Raw genomic sequence first — 19,639 nt, 5'->3', positions numbered from 1 at the left:
TCTGCGAAATAGGCGTGGCACTTTACTTGCCCACCTTCGCCCAGGCAATCGAGGCGCCACCCATTGCGGGCGGCGCCGGATCGATCAGCGCTCCAGCAGGATGCGCAGCATGCGCCGCAGCGGCTCGGCAGCGCCCCACAGCAACTGGTCGCCAACGGTGAAGGCGCCGAGATACTGGGAGCCCATGTTCAGCTTGCGCAGGCGCCCGACCGGAACGCTCAGGGTGCCGGTGACGGCGGCCGGGGTCAGCTCGCGCACGCTTACCTCGCGGTGGTTCGGCACCAGCTTGACCCAGGGATTGTGCTGGCTGATCAGGCCCTCGATGTCGGTCAGCGGCACATCCTTGTTCAACTTGATGGTCAGCGCCTGGCTGTGGCAACGCATGGCGCCGACGCGCACGCAGATACCGTCGACCGGGATCGGGTTCTTGAAGCGGGCGAGGATCTTGTTGGTCTCCGCCTGGGCTTTCCACTCCTCGCGGCTCTGCCCGTTGGGCAGTTCCTTGTCGATCCAGGGGATCAGGCTGCCGCCCAGCGGCGCGCCGAAATGCTCGGTGGGGAAGGCTTCGCTGCGCAGGGTCTCCGCCACCTTGCGGTCGATGTCGAGGATCGCGCTGGCCGGGTTGGCCAGGTCATCCGCCACCGATGCATGGGCGGCGCCCATCTGCTTGAGCAGTTCACGCATGTTCTGCGCGCCGGCGCCGGAGGCGGCCTGGTAGGTCATGGCACTCATCCACTCGACCAGGCCGGCGTCGAACAGCCCGCCCAGGGCCATCAGCATCAGGCTGACGGTGCAGTTGCCGCCGATGTAGTTGCGGGTGCCGGCGTCCAGAGCCTGGTCGATGACCTTGCGGTTGACCGGGTCGAGGACGATCACCGCGTCGTCTTCCATGCGCAGGCTGGAGGCGGCATCGATCCAGTAGCCCTGCCAGCCGGCCTCGCGCAGCTTGGGGAATACTTCGCTGGTGTAGTCGCCGCCCTGGCAGGTCAGGATCACGTCGAGGGTCTTCAGCTCGTCGATGCTGTAGGCGTCCTTCAGCGGAGCGATGTCCTTGCCCACTTCCGGGCCCTGGCCACCGACGTTCGACGTGGTGAAGAACACCGGCTCGATCAGGTCGAAGTCCCGCTCTTCCAGCATCCGCTGCATGAGTACGGAACCCACCATCCCGCGCCAACCGATCAGACCTACACGCTTCATCGCAACTACACCTATATGAGAGAAGTGAGCTGGCCGGCAGCCATCATGGCGCCGGCCAAGCCCGTCAGATTACAGATTCTTGAGTGCCGCGACTACGGCATCGCCCATTTCCCGGGTGCCGACCTTGCGGCAGCCTTCGGACCAGATGTCGCCGGTGCGCAGCCCCTGGTCGAGGACCTTGCTCACCGCCTGCTCGATGGCGTCGGCGGCGGTCGCCTGGCTGAAGCTGTAGCGCAACATCATCGAGACCGAAAGGATGGTCGCCAACGGGTTGGCGATGCCCTGACCGGCGATGTCCGGGGCGGAACCGTGGCAGGGTTCGTACATGCCCTTGTTGTTCGCGTCGAGCGAGGCAGAAGGCAGCATGCCGATGGAACCGGTCAGCATGGAAGCCTCATCCGACAGGATGTCGCCGAACATGTTGTCGGTGACCATCACGTCGAACTGCTTGGGCGCGCGCACCAGTTGCATGGCGGCGTTATCCACGTACATATGGGAAAGCTCGACGTCCGGGTAGTCCTTCGCCACCTCTTCCACCACTTCCCGCCACAGTTGGCTGGAGGCGAGGACGTTGGCCTTGTCCACCGAGCAGAGCCTGTTGTTGCGTACGCGGGCCATGTCGAAACCGACGCGGGCGATACGACGGATTTCGCTCTCGCTGTACGGCAGGGTGTCGTAGGCCTGGCGCTCGCCGTTCTCCAGCACGCGCTGCTCGCGGGGCTGGCCGAAGTAGATGCCGCCGGTCAGTTCGCGGACGATGAGGATGTCCAGCCCGGCGACCACTTCCGGCTTCAGGCTGGAGGCCGCGGCCAGTTGCGGATAGAGGATGGCCGGACGCAGGTTGGCGAACAGGCCCAGTTGCGAGCGAATCTTCAGCAGACCGCGCTCGGGACGGATATCGCGTTCGATCCTGTCCCACTTCGGCCCCCCTACCGCGCCCAGCAGCACCGCATCGGCCTGGCGCGCGCGCTGCAGGGTCTGGTCGGCCAGCGGCACGCCGTGCTTGTCGATGGCCGCGCCACCGATGACGTCCTCGGCCAGTTCGAAGCCGAGCTGGAACCTGTCGTTGGCCAGTTCCAGCACCTTGACCGCTTCCGCCATGATTTCCGGGCCGATACCGTCACCGGGGAGAACCAGGATCTGCTTGCTCATAACACCCTCTTGTCCTTCATTCATTGAACGGCGGGCATGCGCCGCCGCGATCGAACCGTCACTCCCGACGCAGCCACAGCACCAGCACGTCGGTGCTGAACGAGCCGTCGTCGGCAATCTCGAAATACTCCCTGACTTCCTCGCCCACCGCCAGCTGCAGGCTGCGGATCGCCTGGCGGAACACCTCCGGCGTACGCATCCGCTCGACCCACGACTGGAACTCCAGGCGCAGGCGCTGGCGCCGGCTTCCGGTTACCAGCAAGCCCGCCTCGCCGCTCAGGCGCGCCCACTCGGCCGGCGAGTAGTTGCGCACATGGCTGGTGTCGCGGAGCAGCTCGACGGTCTGCAGGAAGGTGTCCGGCAAGGCCTGCCCGGGCGCCGCCACGTCGACGAAGATCGCCACCCCGCCGGGCTTGAGCACCCGCCGCACCTCGCGCAGGGCCAGGCCGACATCGCGCCAGTGATGGGTGGAATAGCGACTGAAGACGAAATCGAACTCGCCGTCGGCGAAGGGCAGGCTCTCCGCCTTGCCCTGTTCGGTACGGATGTTCGCCATGCCCCGTTCCGCGGCGCTCTGCGCCACCACGGCGAGCATCTCGGCGGAAAGATCGTAGGCCACCACCTCCCCTGCCAGGGCGGCGACCTGGAAGCTCACGTGGCCGGCGCCGCAGCCCAAGTCGAGGACCCGCGCTTCCGGGCGCCCGGCCAGGGCGTCGCGCAGCAAGGCGAATTCCTCGCCCTGGGCATGCACGGCGCTGCTCAGGTAGGCCGAAGCCTGGGCGCCGAACTGGCGCTGGACAACGTCATCGTGGTCGCTCATGAACCTACTCCGGGAGAAAAACCGGGCGCACCCTACCCAGGATGCGCCCGGCAAGGGGACTCGCGTGGCGCTCAGCGGAACAGCCAGGGCTGCTGCTGGCGGTAGCCGTCCTCGAAGGCACGGATCGCATCGGCGTCCTGCAGCGTCAGGCCGATGTCGTCGAGGCCGTTGAGCAGGCAATGCTTGCGGAACGGGTCGACCTCGAAACCCAGCACCTTGCCATCAGGACGGGTAACGGTCTGCGCCGCCAGGTCGATGGACAACTGGTAGCCTTCGTTCGCCTCGACCTGGCGGAACAGTTCGTCCACCTCGGCCTCGGGCAGGATGATCGGCAGCAAGCCGTTCTTGAAACTGTTGTTGAAGAAGATGTCGGCATAGCTCGGTGCGATCACCGTGCGGAAACCGTACTCGTCCAGCGCCCAGGGCGCGTGCTCGCGGGACGAGCCGCAGCCGAAGTTCTCCCGCGCCAGCAGTACGCTGGCACCCTGGTAGCGCGGCTGGTTGAGGACGAAGTCCGGGTTCAGCGGACGCTTCGAGTTGTCCTGTCCCGGCTGCCCGACATCCAGGTAGCGCCATTCGTCGAACAGGTTGGGGCCGAAGCCGGTGCGCTTGATCGACTTGAGGAATTGCTTGGGAATGATCTGATCGGTATCGACGTTGGCGCGATCCAGCGGAGCGACGAGACCGGTCGTCTGGGTATAGGGTTTCATCTCGGTTCTCCTCAGGCGAGCAATTCGCGGACATCGATGAAGCGGCCGTTGACGGCCGCGGCGGCGGCCATCGCCGGGCTGACCAGGTGGGTACGGCCACCGGCGCCCTGACGGCCCTCGAAGTTGCGGTTGGAGGTCGAGGCGCAGTGTTCGCCGCTCTCTAGCCGGTCCGGGTTCATCGCCAGGCACATGGAACAGCCCGGCTCGCGCCATTCGAAGCCGGCCTCGATGAAGATCCGGTCCAGGCCTTCCTTCTCGGCCTGCTCCTTGACCAACCCGGAGCCCGGCACCACCAGCGCCTGCTTGATGGTCGCGGCGACCTTGCGGCCCCTGGCCACTTCGGCGGCAGCGCGCAGGTCCTCGATCCGCGAGTTGGTGCAGGAACCGATGAATACCCGGTCCAGCTGGATGTCGGTGATCGCCTGGTTCGGCCGCAGGCCCATGTACTTCAAGGCGCGCTCGATCGAACCGCGCTTGATCGGGTCGCTCTCGCGGGCCGGGTCCGGCACGTTCTGGTCCACGGCCAGGACCATTTCCGGCGACGTGCCCCAGCTGACCTGCGGCTTGATCTGCGCGGCGTCCAGCTCGACCACGGTATCGAAGCGGGCATCGGCGTCCGACACCAGCCCCTGCCAGCAGGCGACGGCCTGGTCCCATTGCTCGGCGCTCGGCGCGAAGGGCCGGCCCTTCACGTAGTCGATGGTCTTCTGGTCGACGGCGACCAGGCCGACGCGGGCGCCCGCCTCGATCGACATGTTGCAGATGGTCATCCGCCCTTCGATGGACAGGTCGCGGATGGCGCTGCCGGCGAACTCGATGGCGTGGCCGTTGCCGCCGGCGGTGCCGATCCTGCCGATCACCGCGAGGACGATATCCTTCGCCGTGACGCCGGCCGGCAACCTGCCTTCGACCTTGACCAGCATGTTCTTCATCTTCTTCGCCACCAGGCACTGGGTCGCCAGCACATGCTCGACCTCGGAAGTGCCGATGCCGTGGGCCAGCGCGCCGAAGGCGCCATGGGTGGAAGTGTGCGAGTCGCCGCAGACCACGGTCATCCCCGGGAGGGTCGCGCCCTGCTCCGGACCGACCACATGGACGATGCCCTGGCGCACGTCGTTCATCTTGAATTCGGTGATGCCGAAGTCGTCGCAGTTCTCGTCGAGGGTCTGCACCTGCAGGCGCGAGACCTCGTCGGCGATGGCGGCGATGCCGCCCTTGCGCTCGGTGCGGGTGGTCGGCACGTTGTGGTCCGGGGTGGCGATGTTGGCGTCGATCCGCCACGGCTTGCGCCCGGCCAGGCGAAGACCCTCGAAGGCCTGCGGCGAGGTCACTTCGTGCAGGATATGGCGGTCGATGTAGATCAGCGCCGAACCGTCGTCGCGCTGCTTGACCAGGTGCATGTCCCAGAGTTTGTCGTAGAGGGTCTTGCCGGCCATCGGGATTTCCTCATCAGCTTATTTCTATGCCCACAGGGCTTGTGAGGATGATCCTATGGCTTGTCTACGAATAACTCAAATTCATATTTTTCATCCAAAGCATTCCCAACAGGAATCCATTGGCGCTAAGCTCCGGGCAGCCGAAACCAGCGGAGGCCCGCAATGGACCTGAACAGCCTCAACACCTTCATCGCCATTGCCGAGACCGGCAGCTTCTCCGAAGCCGGCGAGCGCCTGCACCTGACCCAACCGGCGGTGAGCAAGCGCATCGCCGCCCTCGAACAGCAGCTCAATGCCCGGCTGTTCGACCGGGTCGGCCGCGAGGTCAACCTCACCGAGGCCGGCCGCGCCCTGCTGCCGCGCGCCTACCAGTTGCTCAACGTGCTCGACGACACCCGCCGGGCGCTGAACAACCTCACCGGCGAGGTCAGCGGCCGGCTGGTCCTGGCCACCAGCCACCACATCGGCCTGCATCGCCTGCCGCCGCTGCTGCGCGCCTTCACCCGGGCGCATCCGCAGGTGGCGCTGGATATCCAGTTCCTGGATTCGGAAGTGGCCTACGAGGAGATCCTTCATGGTCGTGCGGAACTGGCGGTGATCACCCTGGCCCCGGAAACCGCCGAACCGGTGCGCGCAGTCCCGGTGTGGGACGACCCGCTGGACTTCGTCGCCGCCCCGGAGCACCCGCTGGCCCGACAGGGCACGGTGTTCCTCGCCGACGTCGCCAAGCACCCCGCGGTATTCCCCGGCGGCAACACCTTCACCCACCACATCGTGCGGCGCATGTTCGAAGCCGAAGGGCTGACGCCGAACATCGCCATGAGCACCAACTACCTGGAGACCATCAAGATGATGGTCTCCATCGGCCTGGCCTGGAGCGTGCTGCCGCGGACCATGCTCGACGACCAGGTGGTGCGCCTGCCGCTGCAGGACATCCAGCTCAGCCGCCAGCTCGGCTATATCCTGCACACCGAGCGGACCCTGTCGAACGCCGCGCGCGCCTTCATGCGCCTGCTCGACGAACAGGCATTCGGCAACGGCACTCCAGCGGCCTGAAGCGATTCAGGTCGGACGCCACGGGTAGGCCCTCCCCTCTTCGCCGTCCGCGGCCAGCGCTCACCCGACCTGCATGCCAATGCCCTCGCGACTCAGCCCTCGCCGACCCACGCCTGCACCTCGACCTCCACGTCGACCCCCAGCGCCAGCCCGGCGGTCACCGTCGAGCGTACCGGCAAGGCCCCCTGCACATGACGCTGGTAGACCTCGTTGAAACCGGCGAAGTGGGCCATGTCCGACAGCCAGACGGTGACCTTCACCAGTTGGTCGAAACGCGCACCACAGCTCTCCAGGGTCTCGCCGATGCGTGCCATCACCGCTTCGGTCTGGGTCTGGATATCGCCACGTACCACCTCGCCGGTCGGACTCATCGGCACCTGTCCGGAAAGAAACAGGAAGCCGCCGGCCCGCACCGCGCGGGAAAAGGGAAACGGCAGGCTGCTGGGGTAACGCTGGATGTCATCGCTCATCTGGATTGCCTCCTGCGGATGAAGCGCTAGGAAGAAAAGGTTTCGGCCGCGGAATCGGCGTATTCATGTAGCACTGCGATCAACCCTGGCTCATATCGACGCGCTCCGCCAGAAAGTCCAGGAACGCCCGCACGCGCAGCGGCAGATAGCCGCCCTGGCCGACGTAGACGGCGTGGACTTCCTCCAGGTCGCCTGGGTTGTATGCCTCGAGCACGGGAATCAGGCGCCCGGCGGCTATGTCCTCGCGCACCTGGAACGCGGCCAGCCGCGCCAGGCCCAGGCCGGCCACGGCCAGACGGCGCAGCGCCTCGCCATCGCTGGCCTGGGCGTTGCCCGACAACGGCACCACGAGTTCCTCGCCGGCGTCCCGCAGCGGCCAGCCGGAGCGCGTTCGCACATAGTTGGCGCCGAGGCGGTTGTGCCCCAGCAGCGCCTGCGGCGTGGCCGGCATGCCATGCCGGGCCAGATAGGCCGGCGCACCGACGATCAGCATGCGCGTGCTCCCCAGCTTGCGCGCCACCAGGCTCGAGCTTTTCAGCGGCCCCGCGCGCACGGCCACGTCGGTGCGCTGCTCGAGGATGTCGACGACCTCATCGGTCAGCACGATATCCAGCGTCACCTCGGGATGCTGCGCGAGGAACTCGGGCAGCAGCGGCAGCAGGAAGTGATGCCCGAAAGGCACGTTGGCGTTGACTCGCAAGCGCCCACGCGGCGCCGCGTTTTCGCTCGCACACCGCTCGGCCTCCTCCAGGTCGGCCAGGATACGCACCCCGCGCTCGTAGAACGCGCATCCCTCGGGTGTCAGTTGCAATTTTCGGGTGGAGCGGTTCAGCAAGCGGGTTCCCAGGCGCTGTTCGAGCCGGGTGATCAGCTTGCTGACTGCCGAGGGCGTCATGCCGCAACGTCGAGCGGCGGCGGAAAAGCCCCCCGACTCGACGACCCGGGCAAACACCTCCAGTTCGCCGGAACGGTTGACTTCAAGCCGGGCCATGGCGCCCTGCCTGATGATTTCGCTTCATAAATGATATTCCCCGCTACGGTCTATTTCCCTTAAATCTTTGAATTCATCATCAGCTACAGGATAACCACTGAATTCAACGACATGAAACGACCCATCGAAAGACTTCCCGCCGCGACCTCCAGCGCAACCCGGGCCTTCGCGCTCGCGACGAGCCTGTTGTACGCCTGCGCCGCGCCGGCCGCTTCCTGGACCGCCAGCTGGCAGGCCAGCCCGCAGCCGGTCTGGGCTGAGGACTTCCTGTTTCCCAGCAACGTGCCGGCCGAACTGCACGACCAGACGGTGCGGCAATTGGCGCGAATCAGCCTGGGAGGAACGCGCGTGCGCATCGTCCTGGCAAATACCTATGGAAGGCGCCCGATCCGGATCGGCCGGGCCACCCTGGCCAAACCGGGTTCCGAGCGCGCCGCGGTCGCCACCGGCAGCCTGCATGACGTGACCTTTGGCGGACGCCGGACGGCGACCATCGCGCCCGGCGCCACGCTACTCAGCGATCCGGTGGCGATGCCGGTGGCCGCGCTCTCGCAGGTGCTGGTGAGTCTCTACCTGCCGGCCGCCACGCCCATGGAAACCTTCCACTGGGACGGCCGCCAGACGGGCTGGATCGTCGCCGGCGAGCAGACCCAAAGCCACGCATTGCAGCTGGACGCGGCGGACAGCCAGAGCACCACCGCGCGCCTGCTGTTGACAGGTATCCTGGTTGAAACCGAAGCGGCAACGCGGACGCTGGTGACGCTCGGCGACTCGATCACCGACGGAGCCAGCGCCAGCCTCGACCGGAACAGCCGTTGGCCGGACTTCCTCGCCGAACGCCTGGCCCCGCATGGCGTCGCCGTGGTCAATGCGGGGATTTCCGGCGCCCGTCTCCTGAGCGACGGCATGGGCGCGAGCGCGCTGGCACGTCTGGACCGCGACGTACTGGCCCAGCCAGGCGCAAGCAGCATGGTGGTGATGCTCGGCATCAACGACATTGCCTGGCCCGGTACCGCTTTCGCCCGGAATGCCGCACCGCCCACCCTGGAAGCGCTGATCGCCGGCTACCGGCAATTGATCGAACGGGCGCACAACCGGGGTATCCGGGTCGTCGGCGCGACCCTCACGCCGTTCGAGGGCGCACTGCCCGGCACGCCGTTGAGCGATTATTACCATCCCGCCAAGGAAGCCCTGCGCAGGCAGGTTAACGAGTGGATCCGTCATGCCGGCGCCTTCGATGCGGTGATCGACTTCGACGCGGCATTGCGCGATCCGGAGCAGCCGTCGCGGCTCGCCGCGCGCTACGACTCCGGCGACCATCTGCACCCCAGCGACGAAGGCAACCGGGCGATGGCGGCCGCCGTCGACCTCGACGTCCTGCTGGACGAGGTGCCTGACGGCACACCGGCAGAGCCCCGGGCCGATAGCGCAACGAAATGAAAAAAGGCGCCCGAAGGCGCCTTTTTTCGATCACCGCTGACGGTTACTGGTTGTCCAGTGCCGGGCGCTGGCCATTGATGGCGATACGCTTCGGCTTGGCTTCTTCCGGAACCAGCCGGACCAGGTCGATGTTCAGCAGGCCGTTGGCCAGCGAAGCCGCCTTGACCTCGATATGGTCGGCGAGGCGGAACGACAGCTTGAAGGCGCGCTGGGCGATGCCCTGGTGCAGGTAGGTCACGTTGTCCGTGGACTTCTCGCGCTTGCCGCCACTGACGGTCAGCACGCCGCGCTCGACCTGCAGGTCCAGGTCTTCTTCCTGGAAGCCGGCGGCGGCGATGACGATGCGATACTCGTCGTCACCGTGCTTTTCGACGTTGTAGGGCGGGTAGGTACTCCCGGCCTCATTGCGCAGGGCCGACTCGAACAGATCGTTGAAGCGATCGAAGCCTACGGAATGACGGAACAGCGGGGCGAGGGAAAAAGCGTTGCTCATTGCGAATCTCCTGAATTATCAGCAAGTACTCTGGTGCGGAACCCGTCTTCGGCATCCCGCACGAACTAGATAGGGATCATCGGAAGTATTTCAAGAGCCTTGAGAACGACCGTTCGTCGTGCTCAGATCGAAACTCATCCTTTCGAGAACCGTCGCTATGGAACGCGCAATCCCGACCTTCCCCTGCCGCGATCTGGACAGCGCCAGCGCCTTCTACCAGTCCCTCGGCTTCCACCTTGGCGCTCGCTATCCGACCTACGCCATCCTCCAGCGCGGCGCCCTGGAGCTGCACCTGTCGCTGTTCGAAGCGCTCGAACCGAAGACCAATTGCAGCGCTGCCTACCTGCGCCTGGAGGACGCCCAGGCGCTGCATCGCCAGGCCGCGGCCCTCGGCCTGGGCGGCCAGGGGATTCCACGCATCACGGCCCTGGAAGACCAGCCCTGGGGTATGCGCGAATTCGCCCTGGTCGATCCCGATGGCAACCTGCTGCGGGTCGGCCAGGAGCTCGATGCGACGCCAGAGCAGCACCGGGTTCGCCTGGCCAGCGCCGACGACGTCCCCGCGGTGGCCGCGCTCTGGCAAGCCAATGTCCGCGAAGCCGGGGAAACCCTGGATGCCGGCGACCAGCAGGCGATCCAGGCACTGCTCCTGGCCGCCTCGCGCAACCGCTTGCTCTGGCTGGCGGAGGCCCAGCAGCATCCCCGCGGTTTCGTCCTCGCCCACCTGTGGCAGATCGAGGACGGTCAGGCACGGGTCGGAGAGATCGCAGAGCTCTACGTACTGCCGCAGGCCCGCCGCCAGGGCCTGGCCCGGGAACTGGTGGGCAGTGCCGAGGAGGCCCTGCGCTCGCGCGGCGCCGGCCTGATCCGCGCGCAATCGGCCCTTGACGCGCCGCTGTCCAACCTGTTCTGGCAGGGCCTGGGCTGGGACGCCGACTACCTGACCTTCACTCGCTACTGACCTGGGGAGCATCATCATGCGCAACGTCATGCTGATCACCGGAGCCAGCCGCGGCATCGGCGCCGCCACCGCTCTGCTCGCCGCCGAGCGCGGCTATGCGGTCGTCCTCAACTATCTGCGCAACCGCGAGGCCGCCGAAGCGCTGCGCCAGCGCATCGAGCGCCAGGGCGGCGAAGCCCTGGCGGTGGCGGCCGACGTAGCCGAGGAAGGCGATGTCGAGCGGCTGTTCGCCGCCATCGACGAACGTTTCGGCCGCCTCGACGTGCTGGTCAACAACGCCGGCATGCTGGAAGCGCAGACGCGCCTGGAAAACATCGACGCGGCGCGCCTGCACAGGGTATTCGCGACCAACGTGACCGGCAGCTTCCTCTGCGCCCGCGAGGCAGTGAAGCGCCTGTCAACCCGCCACGGCGGGCGCGGCGGCAGCATCGTCAACGTATCCTCGATGGCCTCGCGGCTGGGATCGCCCAACGAATACATCGACTATGCCGCCGCCAAGGGCGCCATCGACAGCATGACCATCGGGCTGGCCAGGGAAGTGGCGGCGGAGGGTATCCGGGTCAACGCGGTGCGGCCCGGACTGATCGATACCGAGATCCACGCCAGCGGCGGCGAGCCCGGCCGTATCGAACGCCTGAAGGGCGGCATACCGCTAGGACGCGGCGGCACGGCGGAGGAAGTCGCGCGGGCGATTCTCTGGCTGGCGTCGGACGAAGCCAGCTACAGCACCGGCACCTTCATCGATGTCAGCGGCGGCCGCTAGGCCTGCTACGCAAGCTAGGCCGCCTGGCTGAACGACACCTGCAACAGCCGGTCGATGGTTTCGCAATCGCTTTCCCGGCGAATCCGCGCGAACAGCTCGACGGCTTCGGGATAGGTGCGCGTGAGCATGCCCAGCCACTGCTTGAGACGCCCCGGGGCATAGCGCGGGGCGAGCTTGCGCCGGGCCTGTAGCCAGAAGTCGCGCAGCAGCGGCAACAGCTCGCTCCAGGGCATCTCGCGGATTTCGCCGCCATCGCGCCAGGCGGCGATCTGCCGAGCCAGGCCAGGACGCGAGACCAGGCCGCGACCGAGCATGATGTCCTCCACCCCGCTGACCTCGCGACAACGCAGGTAGTCGTCGAGCGTCCACACTTCGCCATTGGCGAACACCGGCACGCGCACCGCCTCGGCCACCCGCGCCACCCATTCCCAGTGCGCCGGCGGCCTGTAGCCATCGACCTTGGTCCGGGCATGCACCACTACATGGGCCGAGCCGCCGTCGGCCAGGGCCCGCGCACAATCCAGGGCGCCGTCGGGACTGTCGTAGCCCAGGCGCATCTTCGAGGTCACCGCAATCTCGCTCGGCACCGCGCGACGCACGGCGGCGACGATGTCGTGCATCAGCTTCGGCTCCTTGAGCAATACCGCGCCGCCGCGCGAGCGGTTCACGGTCTTGGCCGGACAACCGAAGTTCAGGTCGATCACCGGGGCACCCAGCTCACAGGCGAACGCGGCGTTATCCGCCAGGCACGCAGGATCGGAGCCGAGCAACTGCACACGCATCGGCGTCCCGGCGCGGGTCCGGCTGCCGTCGTGCAGCTCCGGCGCCAGCTTGTGGAAAGCCGTGGCCGGCAGCAGGCGATCGGTGATGCGGATGAATTCGGTGACGCACCAATCGATGCCGCCGACGCGGGTCAGCACGTCGCGGAGGATTTCATCCACCAGACCTTCCATCGGCGCCAGGGCGATTTGCACGAACCACTACCTCGAAAATGACAGGCGGCGGATTCTAGAGAATCCGCCGCCCGGAACAAAGTGCGAATGCCTGCCGGCCGACGCGCGACGGGTCAGGCCCCGGCGAGCAGAGCCTGGCCATAGCCGTCGATGAACTCCGCCGGCATCCGCTTCGGCTTGCCGCTGGACAGTTCGATGCAGACGAAGGTGGTCTGCGCCCGCAGCAGCGTGGCGCCATCCGCCGGGCGTACCAACTGGAAGCGCCGGTTCATCCGCAGGCGCTGGTCGGACTCGACGATCCAGGTCGCCAATTGCAGTTCGTCGCCCTCGTAGGCTGCGGCCAGGTAGTCGATCTCGTGGCGCAGCACCGCCATCGCCCGGTCCAGCCGGCGGTACTCGGCCAGGTCCAGGCCCAGCCGCTGCGAGTGGCGCCAGGCGCAGCGCTCCAGCCAACTGACGTAGACGGCGTTGTTCGCGTGGCCGAGCCCGTCGATGTCCTCGGCGAGGACCCTGAGGTCGATCACGAACGGATCGGCGTAGTCCCAATTCATCAATGCTGCTCCAGGCTGCCGGCCAGTTCGCGCGCTTCCCTGGCCAGTTGTGTGATCTGATCCCAGGCCCGCGCCCGGATCAGGCTCGGCGGCGCCAACCAGGTGCCGCCGACACAGGCGACATTGGGCAGGCGAAGGAAATTCAGCAGGTTGTCCAGGTTCACCCCGCCGGTCGGGCAGAAGCGGATGCCGGTGAACGGCCCCTTCAGGCTTTTCAGCATTTTCACGCTGGCAGTGCCATCGGCCGGGAACAGCTTCAGCGAGCGATAACCGTACTCCAGCGCCAGCAACACTTCCGAAGGCGTCATCACCCCGGGTAGGTATGGCAGGCCGGCATCCTCCGCGGCGGCGGCAAGGCGCGGCGTGCATCCGGGGCTGACGGCGAACTGTGCGCCTGCGTCGCGCGCCTCGAGAAACTGCTCGGTGTGGATCAGGGTACCCGCCCCCAGCAGGACCTCGGGCACCTCGCGATGGATGGCGGCGATCGCGTCCAGCGCCTGCGGCGTGCGCAGCGTCACTTCCAGCACCGTGACGCCGCCCGCATACAACGCGCGCGCCAGGTCGGGCGCCAGCGCCACGTCCTCGATCACCAGCACCGGCAATACCGGGCTGGCCTGCTGCAGGACCCGATCCAGCGGCAATGTCATGGGCACTCCTCGATTCGAAACGGTTCGCCCCGCCGGATCGCTCCGCGCGGGCCACAGCGCTTTTTACCGAAGAACCGAGGTCAGGACAACGACAACCCCTCTGCTACGCGCCTCAGGAAGCGCTCGCCGTCTTTTCCACGCGCCGGCAAGCGCGCATCGCCGGGCGCTCCTCGAGCAGCGCCAGCAGCGACTCGCTCAGCCTGCGCTCGCCGAGCAGTCGGTGGTGGCCGCCGCCCGGCAGGCGCAGCAAGCGACTGGCCGGCCAGGCGGCATGGATGCGCTCGGCATTTTCCACCGCTACGCGCGGGTCGTCGTCGGCATGCACCACCAGTCCGGGCATTTCCAGACGGTAGCGCGCCACATCCAGGCACGCCGCGGATATGCCCGCCTGACGCTCGACCAGGCGGATGAAATGCGAGCGAGCCAGGGCCGGCAAACCGACGAAACGAGCGAACAGGCGCAACTGTTCGAGAATCCGCGACGGCGCCGAGACCGTCACCAGCGCTTCGCTGCGCAGCCCCATCTGGGCCGCCAGCAACGCCGCCGCGCCACCCAGGGAATGACCGACCACCGCACGCAGCGGCGGCAACTCGCCAGCGGCCTCCAGCAAGGCATGGGCGAACAGCACCACGTTCGCCTCCCTGCCCGGCGAGCGGCCATGGGCCGGCGCATCGAGGGCATACACCGAATAACCCGCGCCGACCAGTTGCTCGATCAGATGGGCGAACTGTGTCGGCCTGCCGGCCCAGCCATGCAGCAGCAGGACTGCCGGCCCCTCGCCCCAGCGCAACACCGACAGCCCGAAGCGCAGAGTGACGCGCTCCGAGCTGGCCAGCAGCGGCAGCTCCCAATCCTTCGGCGGCCACTCGCCAGGCATCATGAACGCCCGACGCATACGCTCGGCCGTCCAACGCGGCGCGATGCGGCCGATCGTCCCGTTGAAACCGCGAATCCAGGTCAGGCTGCTCATCTCGCACCTCCTCAGTTCACCGCCTGCTTGGCGGCACGCAGAACCCGGTCGGACAGCTCGCCCGGCCCCAATGCCCGGGCCAGCGCCAAACCGCCAATCATCAACACCAGGTCGGCCAGGGCGACGTCGGTTTCCTCGGGACTTTCCGCCAGGCTGGCGACCATGATCTCGACATGTCTGCTCAAGACCTCGCGAAACCCCTCCGGCAGGCGCGCCACCTCGGCTAGGGTCGCCGGCAGCGGACAACCGGCGTCGACCTGTGCGTCCCGATGCTTGCGCGACAGGTAGAAGGCGGCCGCCAAGGCACGACGCTCCTTTCCCGACAATCCGGGATCGAGTTCGCCGAGCAGTTCGCGGCGCTTGCCGAGCAATTGCTCGAACGCCTCGAGCATCAGCGCATCCTTGCTCTGGAAGTGGGCATAGAAGCCGCCGACGGTGAGCCCCGCCGCGCCCATCACTTCCCCGACGCTAGGTTCGACGGCGCCCCGCTCGAGCAGGGCCTGGGTGGCGGCACCGAGGATGCGGGCACGGGTCTGGGTTTTCTTGTCGCTCATGACGATCTCCGAAAATATTATGGATGAAATATTATATGCATAATAAAAATCGGCAAGCGTACGGCCGGGCCGTCTGTCAGGAAATTCGAAAAGGGAAAAAACAAAAGGGCCATTCCAATTCGGAATGGCCCTATAGAGCCCCGCAGAGCGGGAAAAAGTGGCGTCCCCTAGGGGACTCGAACCCCTGTTACCGCCGTGAAAGGGCGGTGTCCTAGGCCACTAGACGAAGGGGACAATGAAACCTTCGAAAAGTAAGGCCAGCGATGCTGGCCTTGGAATGTGGTGGAGCTAGACGGGATCGAACCGTCGACCTCTTGCATGCCATGCAAGCGCTCTCCCAGCTGAGCTATAGCCCCGAATTCGCCATCAGGCGGGCGATCTTCCGATCGCTTCGACAACCTTCCGGTCGTCGACACGTTCATCCATTGCTGGGACGGATGAACATGAAGTGGCGTCCCCTAGGGGACTCGAACCCCTGTTACCGCCGTGAAAGGGCGGTGTCCTAGGCCACTAGACGAAGGGGACGAAACCTTCGTAGGAATCCGCAAAACCAACCGCGTATTCCCGGCAATTTGGTGGAGCTAGACGGGATCGAACCGTCGACCTCTTGCATGCCATGCAAGCGCTCTCCCAGCTGAGCTATAGCCCCAAAGTACCGCTGGATCGCTTCACTTCGTTGAGTTCGTCGTGAAGACGGGGCGCATACTAAGGGCGAGGCTTGAGGCTGTCAACATTATTTTTCATCGAAACCTAAAAAATTTTACCGGAAGAACAATCACTTACCTCCCCTCCCCCAAAAACGAGGCCCGCAACTGGGCAGGCCTCGTCATCGACTGTGGGAGAAAGCCGGTCAGCCGGGAATGGCGTCGCGGATCTTCTCCCACTCCTTGGTTTCCTTTTTCGACGCCCCGCCCAGCAGCTCCAGGGCCTGGCGCAAGCGATAACGCGACAGGTCGGCGCCAAGGATCTCCATGGCGTCCAGCACCGAAACCGAGCTGGCATGCCCGGTGATGGCCGGGAACATCAGCGGCATCACGTCGCGCAGCTTGAGCTGGAGGTGCTCGGCGACAGCCTGGATGCAGCCGGTGATGCGTTCCTTCTCCCACTGGCGCAGGGATTCGAGTTTCCACAGCACCAGTTGCAGGACCTGGCGGACCTGGGTCGGATCGAGCTTCTTGTGTTCGAACAGCGAAGCGTCCAGCGGCACCCCGCCGCTGAAGAAGAATCCGGCCAGCGGCGCGATCTGGCTGAAGTTCTCCACCCGTCCCTGCACGTGCGGAGCGATCTTCATCAGGTATTCGGGATTCAACGCCCACTTCTGCACCTCACGGGCGAACTCCTCCACGGACTGCTCGCGGATCCACTGCCCGTTCAGCCAGGAGAGCTTCTCCAGGTCGAAGATCGGTCCGCCCAGGGAGACGCGCGACAGGTCGAAATGCTCGATCATCTCGGCGAGGGTGAATTTCTCGCGCTCGTCCGGCATCGACCAGCCCATCCGCCCGAGGTAGTTGAGCAGCGCCTGCGGCAGGTAGCCCATGCGCTCGTAGAAGGTGATAGAGGTCGGATTCTTGCGCTTGGACAGCTTGCTCTTGTCCGGGTTGCGCAGCAGTGGCATGTAGCACAGCTGCGGCTGCTCCCAGCCGAAATACTCGTAGAGCTTGATCAGCTTGGGCGCCGACGGCAGCCACTCTTCGCCGCGCAGGACGTGGGTGATGCCCATCAGGTGGTCGTCGACCACGTTGGCGAGGAAGTAGGTGGGCAGGCCGTCGGCCTTCATCAGCACCTGCATGTCCATGCGATCCCACGGAATCTCGACATCGCCGCGGAGCATGTCCGGCACCACGCAGACGCCCTCGGTCGGCACCTTCATGCGGGTGACGTGGGACTCGCCGGCGGCGAGGCGGCGCTGCACCTCATCCTTCGGCAGGTGCATGCAGTGGCCGTCGTAGCGCGGGGTTTCCTTGCGCGCCATCTGCTCGGCGCGAACCGCATCGAGGCGCTCGGGCGTGCAGAAGCAGGTGAAGGCATGGCCCTTCTCGACCAGTTCGTCCGAATACCTCTTGTAGATATGCCCGCGCTCGCTCTGCCGGTACGGGCCATGCGGGCCGCCGACGTCCGGGCCCTCGTCCCATTCGATGCCGAGCCAGCGCAGGGCGTCGTAGATCTGCTGCTCGGACTCCCGCGTCGAACGCAGCTGGTCGGTGTCCTCGATGCGCAGGATGAACTGACCGCCGTGCTGACGCGCGAAGCACAGGTTGAACAGCGCGATGTATGCGGTACCGACGTGCGGGTCGCCCGTCGGCGACGGGGCGATGCGAGTACGAACAGTGGTCATGGAGACTCTCTTGCCAAGCGGAAGTTAAAACGGAAATTCAGGGGCGCGATGTTATCAGGCGGGCCGCCTCCGGCTCCAGTAAACGACCGGTGTCGGCCGGCAGGCGGCTGATCAGGAAATCGAGGAAGGCCTTGACCTTCATCGCCTGGAAACGCCGCGAAGGATAGACCGCATACAGTTCGCCGACCGGCAACGGCACGTCCGCCAGCAAACGCACCAGACGCCCGCTGTGCACGCTCTCCGCACAGATCAGCGCCGGTAGCGCGGCAATGCCGGCACCGGCGACCACCGCCTCGCGGGCGAAGGTGATGTTGTTGCAGGACAGCACCCGCTGGCAGGGCAGGCTGTCTCCGGAAAGCGGCCAGTAGCGCTGGGAGTCGGTGGACAGAAGGACCGCGCGATGCCCGGCAAGCTCGGCCACCGATGTCGGCGTGCCGTGCGCCGCCAGGTAGTCGGGGCTGGCGCAGAGCCAGCGGCTGGTAGAGAGCAGGCGACGGGCCACCAGGGTGGAATCCTCCGGCTGGCCGACCATGATCACGATGTCGACGCCCTCCTGCAGCGGATCGACGCTGCGCGAGGCCAGCTCGACCTCGGCGGTGATCTGCGGGTACTGGCGCATGAAGTCGCCCAGCAGGCTGGCGAGGAACATCTGGCCGAACTCTATCGGCGAGGTGATCCGCAGCAATCCCGACGGCGCCTGTTGCAACTGCATGACCGCCTGCTCGGCCTCGGCGAAATCGTGCATGATCTGCCGGCAGCGCTCGTAGTAGGCCTGCCCTACTTCGGTCAGGCGCAACTTGCGGGTAGTGCGATTGAGCAGGCGCACGCCCAGGCGCTCCTCCAGCAGGGCGATGCGCCGGCTCACCGTGGACTTCTGCATGCCCAGGCTCTGTGCGGCCTGGGTGAAGCTGTGGTACTCCACCACGCGGGTGAAGATCAGCGCATCATCAAGCCCCATTATTGTTCCCTATAAGCAACAAAGAGTCCGAAGTGTAGCGCCTATAACGTCCGGCGGAACACTGCTAGATTGGCCGAATTTTGCCGACGGAACACTCCACCCATGCCCGCCCAACTCAAACGTCGCCTGACCGTCTTCCTGGTGGCCGTCGGCCTGATCGCCCTGGCCTTCTTCCTGCACTGGTGGTTCATCGGCCGCCACGTGGAAAGCACCGACAACGCCTACGTCCAGGGCGAGATCACGCGGGTGGCCAGCCAGTTGGGCGCGCGGGTCGAGGAAGTCCTGGTGCGCGACAACCAGCACGTGGACAAGGGGCAGCTACTGGTACGCCTGGAAGACGCCGACTTCAAGCTCGCCGTCGAGCGCGCCCAGGCCGCGCTGGCCACCCGCGAGGCGGAACTGGCCCAGGCGCGCAGCAAGCTGGTGCAGCAGGGCAGCCTGATCGCCGCCAGCGCCGCCGACGTCAACGCCAGCCAGGCAACCCTCGGTCGCGCACAGATCGACCTGAACCGCGCCGAAGCCCTGCGCAAGCCCGGCTACGTTTCCGAGGAACGGGTCACCACCCTCACCGCCGACAACCATGTGGCTCGCTCGCAACTGGCCAAGGCCCGCGCCGACCTCGAGGCACAACGCGTCCAGCGCGACACCCTGGGCGCCGAGATCAAGCGCCTGGAAGCGCAGATCGCCAGCGCCCGCACCGAACTGGCGCAAGCCGAAATCAACCTGTCACGCACCCTGATCCATTCGCCGATCAGCGGCCTGGTCGGCCAGCGCAGCGCACGCAACGGCCAGTACGTGCAGGTCGGCACCCATTTGCTGTCGCTGGTGCCGGACGAAGACATCTGGGTCCAGGCCAACTTCAAGGAGACCCAGGTAGGCCGCATGCGCGACGGGCAGAAGGCGCGCCTGACCTTCGACGCCTTCCCCGACACGCCTATCGACGGCCGCATCGATAGCCTGTTCGCCGCTTCCGGCGCGCAGTTCAGCCTGCTGCCACCGGACAACGCCACCGGAAACTTCACCAAGGTGGTGCAACGCATCCCGGTGAAGATCGTGTTCGAGGCCGACAACCCGCTGCATGGCCGCATCCGCCCCGGCATGTCCGTCGAAGCCGAGGTCGAGCTCCGTGACCGCTGAGGCGCTGGCCCGGCCGCTTGGCGAACCGACCCGGCGCGACTGGAT

General features: G+C 66.3%; 20 protein-coding genes and 4 tRNA genes. 5 read left to right on the top strand and 19 right to left on the bottom strand.

Annotated elements, in window-relative coordinates:
- Positions 1-84: 84 nt before the first annotated feature.
- From asd to leuC, 5 genes are all read right to left on the bottom strand, one after another.
- Entirely contained in the window at positions 85-1,197 is a 1,113-nt protein-coding gene (gene asd, locus LJF27_RS10260; protein ID WP_003111187.1) for an aspartate-semialdehyde dehydrogenase, read from the bottom strand.
- A 69-nt stretch (positions 1,198-1,266) separates the two neighbouring features.
- Complete coding sequence (leuB, locus tag LJF27_RS10255) at positions 1,267-2,349, bottom strand: 3-isopropylmalate dehydrogenase (protein WP_003091395.1); 1,083 nt, start codon at positions 2,347-2,349, stop codon at positions 1,267-1,269.
- A 58-nt stretch (positions 2,350-2,407) separates the two neighbouring features.
- Complete coding sequence (locus LJF27_RS10250) at positions 2,408-3,169, bottom strand: class I SAM-dependent methyltransferase (RefSeq protein ID WP_003115017.1); 762 nt, start codon at positions 3,167-3,169, stop codon at positions 2,408-2,410.
- 71 nt (positions 3,170-3,240) lie between these two features.
- Entirely contained in the window at positions 3,241-3,879 is a 639-nt protein-coding gene (gene leuD, locus LJF27_RS10245) for a 3-isopropylmalate dehydratase small subunit (protein WP_003091398.1), read from the bottom strand.
- Between the two features lie 11 nt (positions 3,880-3,890).
- Positions 3,891-5,315, bottom strand: coding sequence for a 3-isopropylmalate dehydratase large subunit (gene leuC / locus LJF27_RS10240; protein ID WP_003091399.1), 1,425 nt, complete (start codon positions 5,313-5,315; stop codon positions 3,891-3,893).
- A gap of 162 nt (positions 5,316-5,477) precedes the next feature.
- On the opposite strand from leuC, the gene LJF27_RS10235 reads away from it, so the two are divergent.
- Positions 5,478-6,371, top strand: coding sequence for a LysR family transcriptional regulator (locus LJF27_RS10235; RefSeq protein WP_003091401.1), 894 nt, complete (start codon positions 5,478-5,480; stop codon positions 6,369-6,371).
- A 92-nt stretch (positions 6,372-6,463) separates the two neighbouring features.
- Here the strand turns inward: LJF27_RS10235 and LJF27_RS10230 are convergent, their stop codons facing one another.
- Together LJF27_RS10230 and LJF27_RS10225 are read right to left on the bottom strand one after the other, a co-directional pair.
- Entirely contained in the window at positions 6,464-6,841 is a 378-nt protein-coding gene (locus LJF27_RS10230; RefSeq protein WP_003091402.1) for a RidA family protein, read from the bottom strand.
- 79 nt (positions 6,842-6,920) lie between these two features.
- Positions 6,921-7,832, bottom strand: coding sequence for a LysR family transcriptional regulator (locus LJF27_RS10225; protein ID WP_010793228.1), 912 nt, complete (start codon positions 7,830-7,832; stop codon positions 6,921-6,923).
- Between the two features lie 111 nt (positions 7,833-7,943).
- Between LJF27_RS10225 and LJF27_RS10220 the strand changes: the two genes are divergently transcribed.
- Entirely contained in the window at positions 7,944-9,272 is a 1,329-nt protein-coding gene (locus tag LJF27_RS10220) for an SGNH/GDSL hydrolase family protein (RefSeq protein WP_023117021.1), read from the top strand.
- A 43-nt stretch (positions 9,273-9,315) separates the two neighbouring features.
- On the opposite strand, the gene LJF27_RS10215 is transcribed toward LJF27_RS10220, so the two are convergent.
- Entirely contained in the window at positions 9,316-9,765 is a 450-nt protein-coding gene (locus tag LJF27_RS10215) for an Hsp20 family protein (protein ID WP_003091405.1), read from the bottom strand.
- Between the two features lie 157 nt (positions 9,766-9,922).
- Here LJF27_RS10215 and LJF27_RS10210 point away from each other — a divergent pair, with 157 nt between their 5' ends.
- Entirely contained in the window at positions 9,923-10,726 is an 804-nt protein-coding gene (locus tag LJF27_RS10210) for a glyoxalase/bleomycin resistance/extradiol dioxygenase family protein (protein ID WP_003091406.1), read from the top strand.
- Between the two features lie 16 nt (positions 10,727-10,742).
- Positions 10,743-11,489, top strand: a complete 747-nt coding sequence (locus LJF27_RS10205; RefSeq protein WP_003104218.1) for an SDR family oxidoreductase — start codon at positions 10,743-10,745, stop codon at positions 11,487-11,489.
- Between the two features lie 14 nt (positions 11,490-11,503).
- Here LJF27_RS10205 and LJF27_RS10200 read toward each other — a convergent pair whose 3' ends face one another.
- From LJF27_RS10200 to LJF27_RS10150, 11 genes are all read right to left on the bottom strand, one after another.
- The gene (locus LJF27_RS10200) at positions 11,504-12,463 is read right to left on the bottom strand and encodes a tRNA dihydrouridine synthase (protein WP_003452687.1); all 960 of its coding nucleotides are present in this window, start codon (positions 12,461-12,463) and stop codon (positions 11,504-11,506) included.
- 92 nt (positions 12,464-12,555) lie between these two features.
- Entirely contained in the window at positions 12,556-12,993 is a 438-nt protein-coding gene (locus tag LJF27_RS10195) for an acyl-CoA thioesterase (protein ID WP_003107647.1), read from the bottom strand.
- The gene (locus LJF27_RS10190) at positions 12,993-13,640 is read right to left on the bottom strand and encodes a bifunctional 4-hydroxy-2-oxoglutarate aldolase/2-dehydro-3-deoxy-phosphogluconate aldolase (protein WP_003115023.1); all 648 of its coding nucleotides are present in this window, start codon (positions 13,638-13,640) and stop codon (positions 12,993-12,995) included. The genes LJF27_RS10195 and LJF27_RS10190 overlap by 1 nt, the downstream gene beginning before the upstream one ends.
- A gap of 112 nt (positions 13,641-13,752) precedes the next feature.
- Complete coding sequence (locus LJF27_RS10185; RefSeq protein WP_003107646.1) at positions 13,753-14,610, bottom strand: alpha/beta fold hydrolase; 858 nt, start codon at positions 14,608-14,610, stop codon at positions 13,753-13,755.
- An 11-nt stretch (positions 14,611-14,621) separates the two neighbouring features.
- On the bottom strand, positions 14,622-15,164 hold the full coding sequence (locus LJF27_RS10180; protein ID WP_003091415.1) for a TetR/AcrR family transcriptional regulator: 543 nt from the start codon (positions 15,162-15,164) through the stop codon (positions 14,622-14,624).
- Between the two features lie 158 nt (positions 15,165-15,322).
- Positions 15,323-15,398, bottom strand: a tRNA-Glu gene (locus LJF27_RS10175).
- 46 nt (positions 15,399-15,444) lie between these two features.
- Positions 15,445-15,520: transfer RNA gene (locus LJF27_RS10170), tRNA-Ala, on the bottom strand.
- A 93-nt stretch (positions 15,521-15,613) separates the two neighbouring features.
- Positions 15,614-15,689: transfer RNA gene (locus LJF27_RS10165), tRNA-Glu, on the bottom strand.
- A gap of 48 nt (positions 15,690-15,737) precedes the next feature.
- Positions 15,738-15,813, bottom strand: a tRNA-Ala gene (locus LJF27_RS10160).
- Between the two features lie 201 nt (positions 15,814-16,014).
- Positions 16,015-17,499, bottom strand: coding sequence for a glutamate--tRNA ligase (gene gltX / locus LJF27_RS10155; RefSeq protein ID WP_003130541.1), 1,485 nt, complete (start codon positions 17,497-17,499; stop codon positions 16,015-16,017).
- 37 nt (positions 17,500-17,536) lie between these two features.
- The gene (locus LJF27_RS10150; RefSeq protein ID WP_003091419.1) at positions 17,537-18,457 is read right to left on the bottom strand and encodes a LysR family transcriptional regulator; all 921 of its coding nucleotides are present in this window, start codon (positions 18,455-18,457) and stop codon (positions 17,537-17,539) included.
- A gap of 102 nt (positions 18,458-18,559) precedes the next feature.
- Between LJF27_RS10150 and LJF27_RS10145 the strand changes: the two genes are divergently transcribed.
- Positions 18,560-19,594, top strand: a complete 1,035-nt coding sequence (locus tag LJF27_RS10145) for an HlyD family secretion protein (RefSeq protein WP_003104593.1) — start codon at positions 18,560-18,562, stop codon at positions 19,592-19,594.
- The last annotated feature ends 45 nt before the right edge of the window (positions 19,595-19,639 follow it).

Source organism: Pseudomonas sp. 203-8, assembly GCF_020708595.1.
Lineage (GTDB): Bacteria > Pseudomonadota > Gammaproteobacteria > Pseudomonadales > Pseudomonadaceae > Pseudomonas > Pseudomonas aeruginosa.
The sequence above is the reverse complement of the archived record's forward strand: the minus strand, read 5'-3'. Positions and strand labels throughout refer to the sequence as shown.

What these genes read in the sequence shown, in the direction of transcription:
- gltX (WP_003130541.1), bottom strand. Translation starts at nt 17,499, where the DNA reads ATGACCACTGTTCGTACTCGCATCGCCCCGTCGCCGACGGGCGACCCG.
- LJF27_RS10190 (WP_003115023.1), bottom strand. Translation starts at nt 13,640, where the DNA reads ATGACATTGCCGCTGGATCGGGTCCTGCAGCAGGCCAGCCCGGTATTG.
- LJF27_RS10195 (WP_003107647.1), bottom strand. Translation starts at nt 12,993, where the DNA reads ATGAATTGGGACTACGCCGATCCGTTCGTGATCGACCTCAGGGTCCTC.
- leuC (WP_003091399.1), bottom strand. Translation starts at nt 5,315, where the DNA reads ATGGCCGGCAAGACCCTCTACGACAAACTCTGGGACATGCACCTGGTC.
- LJF27_RS10145 (WP_003104593.1), top strand. Translation starts at nt 18,560, where the DNA reads ATGCCCGCCCAACTCAAACGTCGCCTGACCGTCTTCCTGGTGGCCGTC.
- LJF27_RS10225 (WP_010793228.1), bottom strand. Translation starts at nt 7,832, where the DNA reads ATGGCCCGGCTTGAAGTCAACCGTTCCGGCGAACTGGAGGTGTTTGCC.
- LJF27_RS10230 (WP_003091402.1), bottom strand. Translation starts at nt 6,841, where the DNA reads ATGAGCGATGACATCCAGCGTTACCCCAGCAGCCTGCCGTTTCCCTTT.
- LJF27_RS10205 (WP_003104218.1), top strand. Translation starts at nt 10,743, where the DNA reads ATGCGCAACGTCATGCTGATCACCGGAGCCAGCCGCGGCATCGGCGCC.
- LJF27_RS10150 (WP_003091419.1), bottom strand. Translation starts at nt 18,457, where the DNA reads ATGGGGCTTGATGATGCGCTGATCTTCACCCGCGTGGTGGAGTACCAC.
- asd (WP_003111187.1), bottom strand. Translation starts at nt 1,197, where the DNA reads ATGAAGCGTGTAGGTCTGATCGGTTGGCGCGGGATGGTGGGTTCCGTA.
- leuD (WP_003091398.1), bottom strand. Translation starts at nt 3,879, where the DNA reads ATGAAACCCTATACCCAGACGACCGGTCTCGTCGCTCCGCTGGATCGC.
- leuB (WP_003091395.1), bottom strand. Translation starts at nt 2,349, where the DNA reads ATGAGCAAGCAGATCCTGGTTCTCCCCGGTGACGGTATCGGCCCGGAA.
- LJF27_RS10210 (WP_003091406.1), top strand. Translation starts at nt 9,923, where the DNA reads ATGGAACGCGCAATCCCGACCTTCCCCTGCCGCGATCTGGACAGCGCC.
- LJF27_RS10235 (WP_003091401.1), top strand. Translation starts at nt 5,478, where the DNA reads ATGGACCTGAACAGCCTCAACACCTTCATCGCCATTGCCGAGACCGGC.
- LJF27_RS10180 (WP_003091415.1), bottom strand. Translation starts at nt 15,164, where the DNA reads ATGAGCGACAAGAAAACCCAGACCCGTGCCCGCATCCTCGGTGCCGCC.
- LJF27_RS10220 (WP_023117021.1), top strand. Translation starts at nt 7,944, where the DNA reads ATGAAACGACCCATCGAAAGACTTCCCGCCGCGACCTCCAGCGCAACC.
- LJF27_RS10185 (WP_003107646.1), bottom strand. Translation starts at nt 14,610, where the DNA reads ATGAGCAGCCTGACCTGGATTCGCGGTTTCAACGGGACGATCGGCCGC.
- LJF27_RS10250 (WP_003115017.1), bottom strand. Translation starts at nt 3,169, where the DNA reads ATGAGCGACCACGATGACGTTGTCCAGCGCCAGTTCGGCGCCCAGGCT.
- LJF27_RS10215 (WP_003091405.1), bottom strand. Translation starts at nt 9,765, where the DNA reads ATGAGCAACGCTTTTTCCCTCGCCCCGCTGTTCCGTCATTCCGTAGGC.